This window comes from Papillibacter cinnamivorans DSM 12816 (assembly GCF_900176335.1).
Taxonomy (GTDB): domain Bacteria; phylum Bacillota; class Clostridia; order Oscillospirales; family Oscillospiraceae; genus Papillibacter; species Papillibacter cinnamivorans.
Window position 1 is genome coordinate 119,773 of record NZ_FWXW01000007.1, and the last position, 17,253, is coordinate 137,025.

Genomic DNA, 17,253 nt, shown 5'->3' on the forward strand with positions numbered 1-17,253 from the left:
CGCGCTGTTCCGCCGTGTCCAGCCCGGTTTTCGGCTGGGTGACCGATACGGAAACGCCGGGGATTCTCACATCGTCCAGCCGCGTTTCCTGCAGTGACAATTTTCCCAATGTGCACATTCCTTTCTTTCCCGTATTCCGGTTTTATCCGTACACATTGTATGGATTTTTGTCTGATTTTGGAAAGCGACGCGAGGGAAAATCGTTCGACAAAATACTCCTTCTTTTTCAAAATGTATCTTTATTGCTTTTCCCCCGGCGGGGAGCGCGCAGCTTTCATCCAAGTTCCTCGTTACAAAGCTGTTTATAAGAACAAAACATATGAAACGACCGCAGGGGGCCATTTTTCTATCCCACCGGATCAATTGTCAAAAGCAGCGGGAGCCGGAAGACATATGCCTTCCGGCTCCCGCTGCTTTTGCTGCTGCCGGGGATATCTATCGGAAACAAATCGGAATCAGGTTTTTGCCGCCTCGTAGGACTCGAAGTACCACTGCTTCTGAAAGCCCGCCTTGACCATAGGATCGTCCACGATCTTGTGGACAAAGGCGTTGACCGTCTCGGCGCTTTCAAATGCTTTTTCCATTCCCTTGATGGATTTGTACTTGTCCGCGTACATGGCGTCCCGCAGCTTGGGATACTGGGCGAACATCCCGCCGGAAAAGTCGTTTTTCTTCAGGGCGTCCATGGACAGCTGGGCCGCCAGCTTGGCGGTCACCATGGCGGGGCCTATGCCCTCGCCGGTGAGAGGCATCACCATACTGGCCGCGTCCCCGATGAGGATGCAGCCCGGTACATAGTTGTCCATGGCCTGCGCGCCCGACGGGATGCGCCAGCCGCGGAACTCCCCTACCCGCTTTTTGCCCCGGAGCCGTTCGCCGTAAGGGCTTTCCTCGATCCACTGGTCCAAATACTCTTCCAGGGTCTTGCCGCTGCTGCGGTAGAAGATCCGGTTGAAGCCAAGGCCCACGTTGCAGAGTTTATCCTTTTCCGGGAAAAGCCACACGTAGCCGGGAAGGACGCCCTTGTCAAAGTGGATCTCGTTGTATGGCTCCATATCCACGTCCTCATAATAGCAGCGGCCCACCACCGCCACCTCGGTGTCCAGATCCGGGAACATGCCGATCTTTTTGGCGACGACGGAATGGGATCCATCGGCTCCGATGACGATTTTGGACCTCAGTTCCACATATTCCCCCTGGTACTTGGCCTTGACGCCCCTGACCCGACCGTCCTCCCAGATCACATCGTATACCCAGACGTCCTCCACCATCTCGGCGCCTTCCTTCATGGCCATCCGGCGGCAGTAGTCGTCGAAGATGCGGCGGGGCGTATCGTACCGGGAGCCCCGGAAGGGTGCTTCCACGATGACCTTAGTGTAGTCGGGGGCGGTCATGACGATCCCGAAGTTTTCATAACCCAGCTCCCTGAGACCTTCCAGCCAGCCCAGCTCCCCGAGAATCTTCGTGGTGACGCCGGCCTGCCCGTCTCCGCAGGGCTTGTCGCGGGGAAAGATCTCCTTGTCCAGGAGGAGCACGTCCGCTCCCGCCCGGGTGAGAAAAGCCGAACAGACCGAACCGCCGGGCCCGGCGCCGACAACGATGACGTCCCGTTCTATGGTTTTCATTTTAAAGCCTCCTTCTATTTCACCGCGGCCATGGTAATGGCCCGGGCCGGGCAGAGATTGGCGCAGACGCCGCAGCCGATGCACTTGTCCGGATCCACCGAGGAATAGCCGCACTTCATGCACCGTTTGGCTTCCAGCACCGCCGTTTTTTCATCAAACACGCCTTCTACGAGGTCAAAGCCGTCCCGCTCCGGCTTCATGGGAGGAGACTGGGGACCCAGCTTTTCCAGGCGGACCGCGGGGAAGATTTTTTCATGGTTGGGAGCCAGGGCGGGATCACGTTTTACCGCCCGATCCTCAAGACTGCGGCCCTGAAGCAGATTATCCACGGCGAGGGCGGCTTTCCGGCCGGAGGCCATGGCGTCGATGACGCTGCCCCTGGCTGCCACGGCGTCCCCCGCTATGTAAACCTTCTCCCGGGAGGTCTGCATGGTCTCGGGGTCGTATTCGATGCGCCCGGCCTCGTCCAGCTTCAGGCCCGCGTTTTCAGAAAGGAACCGGACGTCCGCCTTCTGGCCGGTTGCGAATACCACGGTGTCCGCCTCCACGATCCACTCGCTTCCCGCCTCGGTTTCTGGCCTCAGCCGTCCGCAGGAGTCGGTGCCGATGCAGCACACCTTCTTAAGCTCCACGCCCTTTACCGTAAAGAGCTCGGTGACGATCCTGGAAGGGCAGGCGGCTTCGATGATCTCCACGCCCTCCTCTTTGGCTTCCTTCAGCTCCCAGGCCGGCGCGGGGACGCACTCTCCGTTTTCAATGCAGGCGCAGGCAACCTCCAGGCCCATTCTCCGAAGCGCTCTGGCGGTATCCATGGCGACGGAGCCGCCGCCCAGGACCACGGCCTTTTTCCCCACGAGTACGGGCTGCCGGGCGTTGACTCTTCGCATGAAGCTAACGGCGTCGTAAACTTTCTCCGCTCCGGTCCCCGGTATGGGGAGCATCGTTCCCTTGCCGGCGCCCACGGCGATAACCACCGCCGCATACTTGTCGTCAAACAGGGAATCGACGGTGGGATTTTTCCCCACCATGCAGTTGTATTCGATTTCAATTCCCGCCTCCAGAAGGGCTTTGATCTCCTCATCCATGATCTCCCGGTCGATGCGGAAGGAAGGAATACCCCTGCGCAGCATGCCGCCGGGTTCGGGGCCCGCTTCGAAGATTTTCACCCGGTAGCCCTTGGCGGCAAGGTCGGCGGCGGCGGTGAGCCCTGCGGGGCCCGCGCCGATAACGGCAATTTTCATGTCGTATTTCCGGTCGAAGCGTTTGGTCTTAGGCGGCACTTTGGAAACGATGAAGCGCTTGAGGGCCCGGATGGCGATGGGCTCGTCGATGAGAAGGCCCCGCTTGCACTCCTCTTCGCAGGGATGGTGGCAGATCATGGAGCAGACCGACGGCAGCGGATTGAGTTCGCTGATCAGGTCGTAGGCGATGTCAAATTTTCCGTCGGCAACGGCCCGTACATATCCCTCGGGAACCGTTCCCAGGGGGCAGCCCAGGCTGCAGGCGTGCCGTGTTGCGTACTCTTTAGATTCCTCCGGAAACATCTTTGGCTTCGGCGTACAGTCGGGGCAGAGCCGGCAGATATCCCGCTGATTTTCCCCGATTGCCTCCGTGGGGCAGGCGCGGCGGCACACCCCGCAGTTGAAGCACATTTCCGAGTCCACAACGGCCACCGCTCCGCGCGGCCGCAGGAACTCCCTGCCCTCGTCCATCCGGATGAGGATGCTACTGTCTTTGCTCATACACGTTTTACCCCCTTGTTTTTCATTTTCCGTTTTTTATTGAATATGGGATCCGGGTCTGCGCAGAAATTGCGGCTGCCAATCGGCGGCAAAGCCGCCGGAAGACACGAAATCGGGGCATGGGGCGGGGTGATTTCGGTTGTTCTTGCCATACGTGCATTTTTCTGCTAGAATCGTTCCAGCCACTTTCATTTTATGATTCTAGAGTATAATCTAGAATCTATTCTAATTTAGATTATATCACCGCTGTTTTGTTTGTAAATGACATAATATTACATATTCTTCCGGGGGTGTTTGTTTACTATGACGAAACGTGTCACAAAACGGGACCAAGAATCCGCCGCCAAAAAAACTATGATTTTCGAGAAAGCCTTCGATCTCTTCACCCGGTACGGGTATGAGAACACCACCATCTCCGATATCTGCCGGGAAACGGGAATGTCGGTGGGTTCCATTTACCATTTTTACGAGGGGAAGGAAGGCATTCTTCTTCAGGTCTTTCTGAATATGGGGAGCGTCCGGGATCTGGAGGAGGACACGGAGGCCAAGGCGGCTTATCCCACTGAACATATATTGCGGTTTTTCCTTCATTATGCGGTGAATTGGGAAAAGATAGGCTTTGACCTATGCTCCCAGATGTACCGGATCTTCGACAAGGCCTTTCTCAACCCGGACGGGACCATCCGGCCCACGGAGTCTTTCCTTTCTCTCGCCCGTTTTATCCGGATCGCCCAGGAAAAGGGCACCGTAGACAACACTCTGTCTCCCGAGGACACCGCCGCCTATCTCTTCACCGTGGGGCGCGGCTTTCTTTACGAGTGGTGCCTCCGGGGAGGCCGGTTCAGTCTCATGGATTACTCCGCACAGCATCTTCCCCTCGTGCTGCGCTCTTTGGAGCCCCGCCGATAGGCTGCTTTTTTTCTCTGTCAATATCCGGTTTCCGACCTGCCGGCGCCAACGGCGGGTCGGTTTTCTTTTCTTGCGTATAAGGCGCAATTTTTCAATTTACTCTGGGCAGACTATGGAAAGATTGCCCCGGGAGACCATTTGTCTCCGGGGCGGGAAAGGAGTAAACGGCATGTGGATTCGGCTTGACGAGGTGCCGTCGATGCCGCGGGAAGATCTGGAGACGCTCTTTCGGGATCACTGCGGACAGGGATTTTATAAGCTTCTGAAGTTTTCCGGCCTGGGCGTCCGCTTCGTCCGGGCATTCGGCTGCTCCCTCTGGGATGAAAACGGGGAGGAATATCTCGATTTTCTGGGGGGCTTCGGCGCCCTGAACCTGGGGCACAACCACCCCAGGATCACCGCCGCGGTATCCCGGCATATGAAAGCGCCCAACCTGGCTCAGCAGAGCATGAACCCCTACCGGGCGGTCCTGGGGGCCAATCTCAGCGCCCTCACGGGTGACGTGCTCTCAGTCTGCGCTTTCACAAACAGCGGGACCGAGACCGTGGAGGAGGCCCTGAAGATGGCCCTGCTCCGAAAAAAGGGAGCCGTTTTGTGCTGCCGGGGAGGGTATCACGGCAAAACCATGGGCTCCGCTTCCGCCCTGGGGATTCCGGGGAAGCTGAAGGCGCCCCGATTCAAGGGCATTTTTCACGAGGTTCCCTTCGGAGACTTTGAGCGCCTGGAACGGACGGCTAAGCGGTACAACGCCTCCGCCTTTTTGGTGGAGCCCATTCAGGCGGAGGGCGGGATCCGTCTGCCGCCGCTGGACTATTTCCGCCGGGTCCGGGAACTGTGCACCCGGCTGGGCATCACCTTTATTTTAGATGAGATCCAGACCGGCTTCGGCCGCTGCGGGAGCATGTTCTGCTGCGAAAGCTACGGCGTCTGGCCGGATATCCTCTGTCTTTCCAAAACCCTCAGCGGCGGCATTATGCCCGTGGGCTGCGCCCTGGCGCGCCGGGAGCTCTGGGACGAGACCTATGGGAAAACGAAATACGCCTCCTTCCCTTCCTCCACCTTCGGTGGGAACACGCTGGCCTGTGTCGCCGGGATCGAGACTCTCTCCGTCCTCCGTGACGAGGAGCTTCCCCGGAAGGCCGCCCGCCTGGGGGAATACGCCATGAGCCGCCTGGAGGTTTTACGAAAAAGGCATCCCATGATCACCGACGTTCGGGGACGCGGACTTCTGATCGGCGTGGAGTTCGGTCCCGTCCGAAAGCTTCTCCCGAAAGCGGCCGGGGAATTTATGATGACCACCGTCCTTAATCGGCTTCTCCGGGAACACCGCATCCTCTGCGGGCTGACCTCAGACCCGGCCGTCATGCGAGTCGAGCCTCCCCTTACGGTCACCGAGGCGGAAATCGACCGGTTTGCGGAAGCTCTGGACAGCGTTCTGGAAGAAGAGGACAGCCGCTTCCGGCTGCTGCTGGACGCCGCCGTCACCGCCTCCCGGGGATACCGAGAAATGAAGGAGCTGGAACCGCGGGCCGCGCTCTGACCTTATACCCGGCATCCGTGTTATTCATACCCGGATGCCGGGTTTTTTCAAATTCCCTCTTGCATCCGCCGGGGCAGGTGTGGTATCATTATGTGCGGCCCAAAAAGGAGCCGAGCCATTGTTTTGGCTTTCTTTTTATCTTCGGGCGGCAAATACGCGCCTGTAGCTCAGTGGATAGAGCACCGGCCTCCGGAGCCGGGTGCGTTGGTTCGATTCCAATCAGGCGTACCAAAATAGAGGTCCAAGGCTAAAAGCCTTGGACCTCTATTTTGGTGCCGTAAGATATTGAATCTGCTCGGAGCAAATGAATTGCCCCGGCATCAAGGTTTTGGCACAAAGCCAAAACCTTGATGCCGCACCCGCGGCGGCGGGCTGAAACCCGCTTGTATCTTTGCGGCATAGCCGCCTGCGTTTTTTGGTTTACAGCAATCATGTATTTTTTTACTTTTCGTATTATTATACTTGCTGTTTTATCGTTAAATCTTAAATTTCCTTCTCCCCTGGCATTTATAATAGGCCTTGCAATTTTCCCGATTGTTATATATAATATATAACAGTTGGATCGAAAGGAGAGTATGCGTCATGCTGCTCACCGTGGATTTTTCCTCCGAAGAACCGATTTATATGCAGATCCGCAACGGTATTGTGGCCGGGATCGCCATGGGAAAACTGCAGGACGGAGATCCTCTGCCCTCCGTGCGCACCCTGGGAGGCGAGCTTGGAGTCAATCTCCACACGGTAAACAAGGCCTACCGCCTGCTGCGAAACGAAGGGTTCATCCGCCTGCTTCCCAGCCGCGGCGCCGAAGTGCAGGCGGGGGAAGCCGCGAAAAACGCGGCGCTCTTTCTGGATGCCGCGGGAAATTCCCTGCGCAATCTTATCTCCGAGGCGGTGACCCGGCATGTGGACCGCTCGGCGATTCACGCCATGATCGACACCCTGTATGACGAACTGGAGGGTCAAAAAACATGAGAGGACTCTATCTTACTTTTGCTCTGGTCTATCTTCTCACCGCGTTTCTGGTGCTTCTTCAGCCCTGGTTAACGCGGAAGAACGTTCTGTTCGGCGTGGTCTTCGGAAGTTCCGACGTCTGGTCGGATAAGGACGCCGTGCGCATCCGGCGCCGCTACCTGCTGGAGGCCGGCGCAGGCGCCCTGGGAATCGGGATCGCCGCGGCTGTGTATTTTCTTCTTTGCCGCCCGTCGGCCGGAGACGCCGCCGTTTATTTCACAGCGGCAGTCTTTGCCGCCATTGCCGCCGAAACCGTCGCCTTCGTGGCCGGCAACCGCCGCTCAAAGCGGTTAAAATCCTCCCGTGAAAAAGACAGAAATCTGGTGACGGACAAGATCACGGTGGAAACCTCCGTTTCGGAAAAGGAGGCGGTGGTCTCCGCCGCATGGCTCCTTCTGCTTCTGCCGGTTCCCGTCGTCACCCTCGCCCTCACTCTTTGGGGCTATGATTTTCTTCCGGATCTGCTTCCGACCCATTACGGGTTTTCCGGCGCGGACGCCTGGACCCCGAAAAGCTGGGGCACGGCCCTGATGCCGGTGATTCTACAGGTTGGAATCGGTCTTCTCATGCTGGTCTGCGCCTATTTCACCCGCCGTGCTCCGGCCTCGGTACGGGGAAATCCGGAGGCGGCCCCCGGTTCGATCCGCTACCGCCGCTTCATGGTGCTGACGCTGATTCTTCTGGGAATTGTCACGGAGCTGACCTTTCTGATCGTCACGGTGGGATTTTTCCGCTCTGTCCCCGCCATCTGTTTTAACCTCTCCCTTGTCCTGTGTCTGGCTCTCACCGTGCTAATTTTCGTTTTCTACTACCGCTTTGTCCGCGTCCGCAAACCCTCCGGGCCTATTTTCGACGACGATGCCAAATGGGTGCTGGGAATGTTCTATTTCAGCCCTTCCGATCCCTCTCTGTTTGTGGAAAAGCGCTCCGGAATCGGTTATACCGTTAATTTTGCGCGGCCCGGAGCCTGGGCAATCATGATCCTCATCGCAGCTGTGGTCGTCTCAAGCATCCTTCTGTCCAAAGGGTAAAGCGGAACCTGGCGGCCCGTCCCTTTTCCGCGCGGAACACGGTTCCCGGCAATCAAGCGGTATAAAAAGCCTCGGACGAACGGTTTCATTGACGGATTCTTGCCGCCTGCCGGCGCCTCGTATTACGCGGCGCCGGTATTGTTATGTTAACTTGTCTGCATCGCTTCTTCCCGCTCTTCGGCCTGAATCGAAGACCGGATTTCTTTCATCATGTCCAGCGCCGCTTCGTCTGCCATTCCCCCCAGGGCAAGGGAGCGGACAAACTCATGCCAGGCGAGGCGGCGGTATCCGCTGCGGAAATAGAGCTTTCCCAGGCGCAGCGCAGCGTCCTTATCCTCCAGGTCCCGGGTAAGGGCAAGGGCCGCCCGGAACTCCTCCAGGCGCCCGGCTTTTAAAAGCAGCTCCAGAACGTGCGTCACCGCTTCCGCGTCCAATTTTGCATCCATACCCTGCGGCAGATCGTTTTTTCCCGATACCAGGACGCGGAAAGTCTCCGCCGCGGCCCGATGCGCAGGGTCCAGGGCTTCCAGCTCCCGGTTTTCCCCGGCACGCCTTCTCTCCCTGGCGCAGAAAAACAAAAGAAGGTTTGCCCGCGAGGCGTATTCTTCGCATAAGCGCGCTTTTTTCAGGCTTCTGCGCGCTTTCGGGAGTTCTCCCAGGAAAAAAGACGCGGCTCCCAGGCTGAAAAGTGCACGCGGGCTCATCGGGTCAAGTTTGAGCGCCCGCCCTGAAAGCCTTTGGGCCTGCTTATATTTCCCTCTGTCGTAGAACAGGTCGGAGAGCAGAAGAAACGCCTCCGCCGAGCCGTTCAGTCTCCCGGCGAGGCGCCTTGCCGCCGCGTCGGCGTCTTTTCCCTCCTCCAGAAGCAAGTCCAGAGACATGGCAAGAGCCGCCCTGTGCCCGCCGTGCAGCTTCAGCGTTTTTTGGCAGTGGAAAAGGGCCTTTTTTCGGTTTCCCAGCTTCAGATAGAGGGAAGCCAGAGCAAACTGCGCCCGGAAGGTGGCGACTCCCGCGATGCTGCTGGCGTTAACGGGCGGAGGACCCATCCGGATGCACTTTCTGTAGGAGCCAATCGCGCTTTTCAGTTCGCCCCGCCGGCTTCTCAGGCGCCCTCGAAGAAATTCAAAATCCGTATGCCCCGGATAGCAGCGAAGGCCCTGCCGGGCCAGGCGGAAGATCTCATCGTCGTTTCCCAGGGCCTCATGACAGAGGATCATCCGGATGAGAAGAAATGCATAAAAGCTTTCCCGTGCGTCGAATTTCCGATAACTCTCCTCGTAGCAGGCAAGAGCTCTTTCAGGGTCCTGAAGAGCGCAGTACTCGTTTCCCAGATTGAACAGCATGAAGGGATTCTCCGGAGTATCCTCCAGTTCCTTCCGGATGAGGCGGATATTCCGGGCGTGCTTATCTTTTGCCTGGATATAGGAGTTTAAATACCCATAGTGGTGGAACCTGACGTCGGTGGCCAGGAAACATTCCGCCTTCAGTCCTTCCTCCCCTGGAAAAACCAGCTGTTCGTGGACCCTGCCCCGGTATCTGCATCCGATCCGGTTGCGGATGAGTCTGACGTTCATATTGATCAGGACATTGTTCCAATCGGGGCTTTCCCCCGTATAGCACAGCGTACGGCAGCAGTATACCAAAATATTTTCCCCTGCCGTTTTCATGAGCTTCAGGAGCTTTTCTTTGTCTTCACGCTCCAGCTCATCGTCGGCGTCCATCACCAGGATCCAATCCATCGCCGCTTTTGACAGCGCAAAATTCCTTGCGTTTGCAAAGCTGTCGTCCCATTTATAGTAATAGACTCTCGCGCCCAGGCTCTCCGCTGCTTCCACCGTTTTATCCGCGGAACCGGTGTCCACCACGACAATCTCGTCCGTCAGATCCTTTACGCTTGCGATGGACCGTGCAATGGTGTCCTCTTCATTTTTTACGATCATACAAAGGCTCAGGGACATGCCGTTTCCTCCATTTTCCTTCGGGAAATGCGCCTGTGCGGTATCTTTTCTGCATGGATTGCAGTCTTGCCGGTTCGTTATTCCCGATCCGGGCGGCAAAGCGCTCCATCCCGGAGGGTGCGGGCTGGGCGGGGGCCGCGCCTGCCCGCACTCCGTTTTGTATGCCCAAAAATCAGACGGCGCGGCCGGACGGGTTCTCCCGGGCGCCTGTTTCGGATTCCGACCGCGCCGTCTTCTGCGGGCGCGGTTTTATTTTGTCTTCCGATCCCTCGTCCCTTCCCTTTCAGATGGGCCGGGTTTCGTTCTGCATCCGCAAAACGCCGAAGAACCGCCGGAGGAGTATTGCGGCGTGCGGCGGCAGGTCAGCCTGACCGCCGCCCCCCCCCGTTTCCGGCAGGGAGTACTCTCCCCTGATATTGTATTACGCCGCACGTTCTTTGGTTCCACGGCCCGAACGACCGAGGCCCTATGCAGCCCTCTGTTCAACCGGTCGGCCGGTTTCTTATGACCAATCCAATTCATACCCCAAGGCGGAGGCACACCGGCTTATCTTTCCTTCCAGCTGCTTCTAATCGGTTTCCGGCCGGTTTTGACATCTCCGGAAACGCTTGCACCGCCAATGTCCCCGTATTTTTTTCCGTCGATTCCGCAATATTGACAGAATATGAACAGGCAGTAAAAGGTTTGTGAACAATCGGCCTTTCCCATTGAATTTTTTCTTGTACTCCATTATATTAAAATCAATCCAAGGGAGGATTCTTTTTCCAGCGGCAGTGTGCCGGAAAGAAGCTCCCTGGACTTTGCATGTTTCCCCGAAAGCCGGAAATTTCTGTTTGGAGGCTTCGTCAGATGAGCAACGAAATCATTGAAAAACAGCCGGAATCCGTTTCCGCGGCACAGCCGTCCGCTCCTATTGCGCTAAAAAAGAAAAAGAAGCACAGCCGCAAACGTATTTTGGCCATTGTCATCCCCGTGGTGGCTGCGGCAGCCATCCTCACCTTTTTTCTGACCCGGAACAAGGGAGAAGAAACCACCGTTTCTCTCACGGATTACACCGTTTCCCGCGGCGACCTGAACGTCAGCATCAGCGGCTCCGGTTCGGTGGAACCCAAGGACCAGTATTCCGTGGTCTCGCTGGTGGAAGGTGACATTACGGGAGATTATTTTACCAAAGGTCAGGAGATTCAGGAGGGCGATCTGCTTTACACCATAGACGCCTCTGATCTGGAGCGTTCGCTGACGCAGAGCGAAACCTCCCTGAAAAAGGCCCAGGAAAACTATCAGGATGCGCAGGATGACCTGAATAACCTGAACGTGAAGGCGGAAATTTCAGGCCTGGTTACGGATCTCAAGGTGAGCGTAGGCGATCAGGTACAGGCCAATTCCACCATAGCAGAAGTGGCGGACACCTCCACCCTTGTGGTTACGCTTCCCTTTATCTCCACAGACGCGCAAAAACTCTATGTGGGCCAGACGGCGGTAATCACCCTGGAGGATTATGACTCCACGGTTACGGGCAAGGTGGTCCGGATCTCCAGCGGGCAGCAGACCTCCGGCAGCGGAGCCCTGGTCACAGACGTGGAGCTCTCCTTCTCCAATCCCGGCGCGGTCCAGCCCGGGGCCACGGTGACGGCGGTCGTGGGCGGGATTTACGCCTGCCAGTCCTCCGGCACCACCGAATGGGCTTCCGACGGCAAGATTGTTGCGAAAACCGCAGGGCAAGTCACCTCTCTCAATATACATACCGGAGACAGCGTAAAAGCCGGTACCGTCGTGGCGGTGCTGGACAGCGATTCTGCGGAATCCGCCCTGGAAAACGCTGAGACCTCTCTGGAAAACGCTCAGATTTCCTATGAAAACGCCCAGGATCAGCTGAACAACTATAACATCACGGCTCCCATATCCGGCACGGTGGTAACAAAAAACTCCAAAGCGGGCGATAAAATCAGCAGCAGCTCCACCACCATGGCCGTTATCGCCGACATGTCCCAGCTGGTTCTGGACATCGACGTGGACGAACTGGACATTCTCTCCCTGAAAGAGGGCCAGCAGGCGACCATCACGGCGGACGCCCTGGATGGACAGGTATTCACTGGAACCGTGGAAAACATCAGCACCATGGGCACCTCCTCCAGCGGAGGGGTCACCACCTATGAGGTGCGCATCGTCATCGACGACTACGGAGATCTCCTTCCCGGCATGAGCGTGGACGCGGAAATCCAGGTGGAATCCGCCACCGACGTTCTGATGGTTCCCGTGGAGGCAGTGGTCCGCGGCAACTATGTCCTCGTCAAGACAGACAGTGCTGCTGCCTCCAGCAATCCCACCGCCGAGACTTCCGCCAATCCGTCGATTCTGGGCGACGTGCCCGACGGTTATGAATACGTGCAGGTGGAAACCGGTATCGCAAACGACGAGTATATTGAAATCACCAGCGGTCTTTCCGAAGGGGACGTCGTGGGTTACACGCCCGACACCGCGAGCGACACCACCTCAGGCTTTCCCATGGGCGGCGGAAGTATAACCGGAGGAATCACCGGCGGCGGAGGCAGCGGCATGACCGGCGGGGGAAGCGCTCCCGCAGGCGGCGGGAGCGCCCCCGGCGGCGGAAGCAGCAGCGGAGGCGCAACCCGCAGTTCTTACAGCGGAAGCTACCGCAGCGCATTTTCCGGAACAGGGCAAAGCAGCTGAGGCTAGGCCGAAGCGTTTCTCCTCTCCCGTTTTGGAGCAGAAGGCTGACAGAAAGGCCGCCTGCGCGGGAAACGGACTTTGCCTTCCTCATTTCCGGCCGATCGGCAGAATGGAGCAAAATTGGAATGACCGATAAGATTATGATCGAGCTGACGGACGCGTATAAAATCTACTCTTCCGCGGAGAACGAGGTCCGGGCCATCGACGGAATCAACCTCAAAGTCCGCGAGGGCGAGTATATTTCCATCGTCGGCCCCTCCGGCTCCGGGAAATCCACCTGCATGAATATTATCGGGTGTCTGGATGTGCTCACCAGCGGGACCTACATTCTCAACGGAAAAGACGTGAGCGACATGAGCCGGGACGAACTGGCCACCATCCGAAACCGCACCCTGGGCTTTATATTTCAGCAATACAACCTTATCTCCAAATTAAACGTATACGAAAATGTGGAACTGCCCCTTCTCTATTCCGGTATGAAAAAAGAACAGCGGGACGAAAGGATCAAAAGCGTTCTTGAAAAGGTGGGGCTCACCGACCGGGCAAAGCATTATCCGGCGCAGCTTTCGGGCGGGCAGCAGCAGCGGGTGTCCATCGCCCGGGCCCTTGCCGGAAATCCTCCCCTCATCCTGGCGGACGAACCCACCGGCGCCCTGGACTCCAAAACCGGCCGTGAGATCATGGCCGCTATCAAGATTCTCAACCGGGAGGGAACCACCATTGTTGTGATTACCCACGACATGAGCATCGCCCAGGAAGCGCCCCGGATCGTCCGGTTTTACGACGGGAAAATCATCTCCGACGAAACAAGCAAGGAGGTGAGTGCTCAGTGAATATCAAGCAATCTTTCCTTCTGGCCATTAAAAGCATCGTGGGAAACAAGCTCCGGAGCATACTCACCATGCTGGGCATCATCATCGGCGTAGCTTCGGTCATCATACTGGTGGGGCTCATTCAGGGCTATTCCAACAACCTGACGAGCAGTTTCTCCAGTCTGGGCACCAACCGGATTTCTGTAAGCATCACCAACCTCAGCTCCACCCGGAGCGTCAACGAAGAAGACGTAGAGAAATTCTTCGAAGAAAACACCGACCTGTATTCCGCCTATACCCCCACCGTCACCCTGAGCGGAACACTGAAATACGAAGACAACACCCTGACTTCTTCCTGTACCGGAGTCAACGAGCTGTACCGGGATATTGACCAGAGCGTGGAAGTGTCTTTGGGCCGCTTCCTTCGGTACACAGACATCACAACGCGGCAGAAGGTCTGTGTCATCGGCGCCTATCAGGTGGAGGAGCTTTTTGACGGCACCAATCCCATCGGCGAGTACATCAAGATCGCGGGCACCAAATTCAAGGTCATCGGGGTAATAGCGGAAACGGATGAAGCCCAGGAAAACAGCGCCGACGACTGTGTCTACATTCCCTATTCCACGGCGATCCGCCTGTCCGGCTCCAAGGACGTCTCCTCCTACTCCTTTTCCGCCGCGGACACCTCCAATATGGACGCTGCCGTAAGCGCCCTTGAAACCATGCTCTACGACAAGCTGGGAAGTGAAAATTCCTACCGGGTGTTCAATACCTCTTCCCTTCTGGATATGCTGGATAGTCTGATGAGCACCCTGACTCTGGTGCTGGTGGGCATCGCCAGTATCTCGCTTCTGGTGGGCGGCATCGGCATCATGAACATCATGATCGTCTCGGTCACGGAGCGCACCCGGGAAATCGGCATACGGATGTCCGTGGGCGCCAAAGGCCGCGATATCCTCAGCCAGTTCCTCATCGAGGCGGCCACCGTTAGCGCTACGGGGGGTATCATCGGTATATTCGCCGGTATCGGCATCGCCATCCCCGTGGGCAATCTCGTGGGAGTCCCCGCAGCCGTTTCCATACAGGCCATCACCATCTCCTTTGTGGTCTCCGTTGGAATCGGGATCATCTTCGGTTTCTTCCCCGCCCGGAGCGCCTCCAAACTCAATCCCATCGACGCTCTCCGATATGAATAATCCCCGCTTTCTCCCAGCGTTTTTTGAATCCAAGGCAACTGAAAGGATGAAACCAATGAAACAGAAGTTCCTTGCCCTGGTCCTGGCCGCCGCCGTAACCGCTTCCCTGTTCGTCCTGCCGGCTTCGGCAGCATATGTCTCGGAAACCACGGCAAAGCAGGTGCTGGGCGCTCTCGACATCATGAACGGGGACGCCTCCGGCGACTATAAGCTGGGCAATACTCTGACCCGGGCGGAGCTTGCCAAGCTTCTGGTGCAGGCTTCCACCAAACGCAATACCGTTTCCGGCTCCTCCAAGTTCTCTCTCTATTCCGACGTACCCTATACCCACTGGGCCGCGGGATACATTCAGGAGGCGGTGAGCCTGGGCTGCATGAGCGCCTATCCCAACGGGACCTTCCAGCCCTCCCGCCAGGTCCTTCTGGAGGAGGCCACCTCGGCCATTCTCCGCCTCATGGGGTATTCCTCCGCAGATTACGGCACCGGGTATCCCGACGCCCAGGTGAATTTCGCTAAATCTTTGGGGCTGTATGAGAATGTTTCCGCCTCGGTGGGTTCCGTCATCACCAGGGGAACGGCTCTTTATCTCTTCTACAATGCTCTTTGCGCGACGGCAAAGAACGGCAGCGCCTATATTAAAACCCTGGGGTACAGCATCTCCGGGGACGGTCTGGACGTGGAGGACATTGTCACCTCCAATTCCGAAGGGCCCCTGATCGTCACCTCGGACACCTGGTATTCCGGGACGGGACTTTCCACGACGGGCCTCAGCCTTTACAAAAACGGAGCTTCCATTTCGCTGTCCGACGTGGAGCTGTACGACGTGGTATATTACTCCCCGTCCCTCAACGCTGCCTGGGTCTATGACTCAAAGGTGACCGGCGTCTTCCAGAGCGCGCTCCCCTCCCGCATCTCGCCGGCCTCGGTGGTGGTCTCTGGCACAACCTATTCAATTGAAAGCGTTTCCGCCTCGGAGGCACTGAGCTATACCGGCGGCCTTTCCTACGGGGATACCGTAACCCTCCTTCTGGGCAGGGACGGCGGCGTCGCGGGAGTCATATCCTCCTCCGGCACGGCGACGGTATACGGTTATGTGACGGCCGCGGGCAGCAAGACCTATACCAACACCGGTTCCACGGTCTATTCCCACTATATCTCCATTCTCACCGCCGGCGGAACCTCCCTTGAATACCAGGTAGCCCTGGACGCTTCGGACTCTGTGGGTTCCGTTGCGTGCATCCGGTTTTCAGATGGTGCTGCCTATGTGGGCGGCGTCACTCCCTCCACTCTTTCCGGCAAGGTGAGCATCTCCTCAAAGACGATAGCGGGCCTTGAAGTTTCCCCTTCGGTTTCCATCCTGGACGTGGACACGGAGGGGAATGCCGTCACCACTTATCTGCAGCGGCTTGACGGGGTAACCCTCTCCTCCGGGGACGTTCTGCTGTATCTCACCGACTCGGACGGCCGGATTTCGGACCTTATCCTCAATCAGGTCACCGGCGATACCAAGTCCTATGGGATCTTGACTGCGGTGAGTGAATCCACTTCCAATATCACAGCCTCCGGCAGTTACTCCTACCTCATCGGCAGCAGCTCCGGCAGGGTCTCCACCAGCGGCATCGCTTTCGGGCTGGGAAGTACGGGACCGGCCGCCTTTATCTTCTCCGGAAACAGCGTGGCCAAGATCAGCCTTCTTTCCGAGCTGGGAAGCGTAGCCCTCACCGGCAGCAACTCGGTGACGGCGTCCGACGGGACGAAATATCTGCTTTCGGACACGGTCTCCGCTTATTACGTCTCGGCGGGCTCCTATACTCCCCTCACTCTGGAACAGGCCAAATCCTATTCCACCCTCACGGCGTTTTACGATAAAGCCGAATCGCTGGGCGGAAGAGTGCGGGTGCTGCTGGCATACTAACCTCAAGGGTCCTTCTCTTTCGTTTCCTCCTTTCAATAGGAATAAAGCATACAAAGGCGCTCCGGGAGTTTCTCCCGGAGCGCTATAATTATGTTAACCTATAACAGTGCTATTATGAGATATGGAAGTCTATTGATTTGAAGAAATAATAATTATGTTAACTTTTGAAAACAGCTTTGTAACGAGGGCTTCGGACGGGAGCGGAGCGCTCCCCGCTAGGGGTAACTTTTTGTTTCTTCAAAAGTTACCACAAACAGACCAAGAGGCTCCGGCCTCTTGGAATTTCATTGGAGGGTGCTCCGGCAGGCGCCCCCCCAAACCCCCGCGTATCTTTCTGTAAGGAACGCTCTGGACAGCCGGACGGTGGGCTCGGGGACCGGAAAGAACGGTAAAACGGTAAACCCGGAAAGCATTCCTTACAGCCCGGCGGACAGCCTGGAAAAAGCAATCCAATTGCAAAAAGCAAAAGTCCAGGGCCTCAACGACGCGTACCTGTACGGCGACGCGGAGCGTGAGCAGAAAAAGCTCAATCTGCTGGAAAAACAGTACGCCTCCGAAAACAAGCGGGACCTGGACCGCTTCATCGCCGAGTGGACGGAAGAGATCGACCGCCAGCGGCAGGAGCAGAGGGAACAGGAGATCCTGGACCTCTATAACCTGTACGTCCCCCTTCCCCAGGAAACGGTTGCTTCCCGGGAGGAAGAGGGATATACTGGAAACGGGGAAACCTCCTCCGGGTCAGACGGTACGTACAGTCTCGCGGACGTTTCCCTCTGGGAATCCCCGGATTACCAAACGGCGCGGGATGGGCAGACAAAGGGCA

The 17,253-nt window shown here is 57.3% G+C and carries 12 protein-coding genes and 1 tRNA gene; 10 read left to right on the plus strand and 3 right to left on the minus strand.

The features are described 5' to 3' along the window. Positions 1-455 precede the first annotated feature (455 nt). The gene (locus B9A13_RS11265) at positions 456-1,625 is read right to left on the minus strand and encodes a geranylgeranyl reductase family protein (protein WP_084235263.1); all 1,170 of its coding nucleotides are present in this window, start codon (positions 1,623-1,625) and stop codon (positions 456-458) included. 14 nt (positions 1,626-1,639) lie between these two features. Continuing rightward, positions 1,640-3,367, minus strand: a complete 1,728-nt coding sequence (locus tag B9A13_RS11270) for an FAD-dependent oxidoreductase (protein WP_084235264.1) — start codon at positions 3,365-3,367, stop codon at positions 1,640-1,642. Positions 3,368-3,670: 303 nt separating this feature from the next. Between B9A13_RS11270 and B9A13_RS11275 the strand changes: the two genes are divergently transcribed. From B9A13_RS11275 to B9A13_RS11295, 5 genes are all read left to right on the plus strand, one after another. Further along, positions 3,671-4,276, plus strand: a complete 606-nt coding sequence (locus tag B9A13_RS11275) for a TetR/AcrR family transcriptional regulator (protein WP_084235265.1) — start codon at positions 3,671-3,673, stop codon at positions 4,274-4,276. A 169-nt stretch (positions 4,277-4,445) separates the two neighbouring features. Further along, on the plus strand, positions 4,446-5,816 hold the full coding sequence (locus B9A13_RS11280; protein WP_159448123.1) for an aspartate aminotransferase family protein: 1,371 nt from the start codon (positions 4,446-4,448) through the stop codon (positions 5,814-5,816). Between the two features lie 156 nt (positions 5,817-5,972). Beyond that, a tRNA-Arg gene (locus B9A13_RS11285) sits at positions 5,973-6,047 on the plus strand. Positions 6,048-6,398: 351 nt separating this feature from the next. Further along, on the plus strand, positions 6,399-6,788 hold the full coding sequence (locus tag B9A13_RS11290; protein ID WP_084235267.1) for a GntR family transcriptional regulator: 390 nt from the start codon (positions 6,399-6,401) through the stop codon (positions 6,786-6,788). Further along, positions 6,785-7,858, plus strand: coding sequence for a DUF5808 domain-containing protein (locus B9A13_RS11295; RefSeq protein WP_084235268.1), 1,074 nt, complete (start codon positions 6,785-6,787; stop codon positions 7,856-7,858). The genes B9A13_RS11290 and B9A13_RS11295 overlap by 4 nt, the downstream gene beginning before the upstream one ends. Before the next feature lie 146 nt (positions 7,859-8,004). Here the strand turns inward: B9A13_RS11295 and B9A13_RS11300 are convergent, their stop codons facing one another. Further along, positions 8,005-9,816, minus strand: coding sequence for a glycosyltransferase (locus tag B9A13_RS11300; protein WP_084235269.1), 1,812 nt, complete (start codon positions 9,814-9,816; stop codon positions 8,005-8,007). An 849-nt stretch (positions 9,817-10,665) separates the two neighbouring features. Between B9A13_RS11300 and B9A13_RS11310 the strand changes: the two genes are divergently transcribed. From B9A13_RS11310 to B9A13_RS11330, 5 genes are all read left to right on the plus strand, one after another. After that, positions 10,666-12,507, plus strand: a complete 1,842-nt coding sequence (locus tag B9A13_RS11310) for an efflux RND transporter periplasmic adaptor subunit (protein ID WP_159448124.1) — start codon at positions 10,666-10,668, stop codon at positions 12,505-12,507. A 125-nt stretch (positions 12,508-12,632) separates the two neighbouring features. Beyond that, positions 12,633-13,340, plus strand: a complete 708-nt coding sequence (locus tag B9A13_RS11315) for an ABC transporter ATP-binding protein (protein WP_084235272.1) — start codon at positions 12,633-12,635, stop codon at positions 13,338-13,340. Beyond that, entirely contained in the window at positions 13,337-14,515 is a 1,179-nt protein-coding gene (locus B9A13_RS11320; protein ID WP_242942846.1) for an ABC transporter permease, read from the plus strand. Before B9A13_RS11315 ends, B9A13_RS11320 begins: the two co-directional genes overlap by 4 nt. Positions 14,516-14,570: 55 nt before the next feature. Next, positions 14,571-16,430 carry an S-layer homology domain-containing protein gene (locus B9A13_RS11325; RefSeq protein WP_159448125.1) on the plus strand — a complete coding sequence of 620 codons (1,860 nt, stop codon included), beginning with the start codon at positions 14,571-14,573 and terminating at the stop codon, positions 16,428-16,430. Positions 16,431-16,706: 276 nt separating this feature from the next. After that, the coding region (locus B9A13_RS11330) for a hypothetical protein (RefSeq protein WP_143806969.1) at positions 16,707-17,253 on the plus strand (547 nt) is incomplete at its 3' end.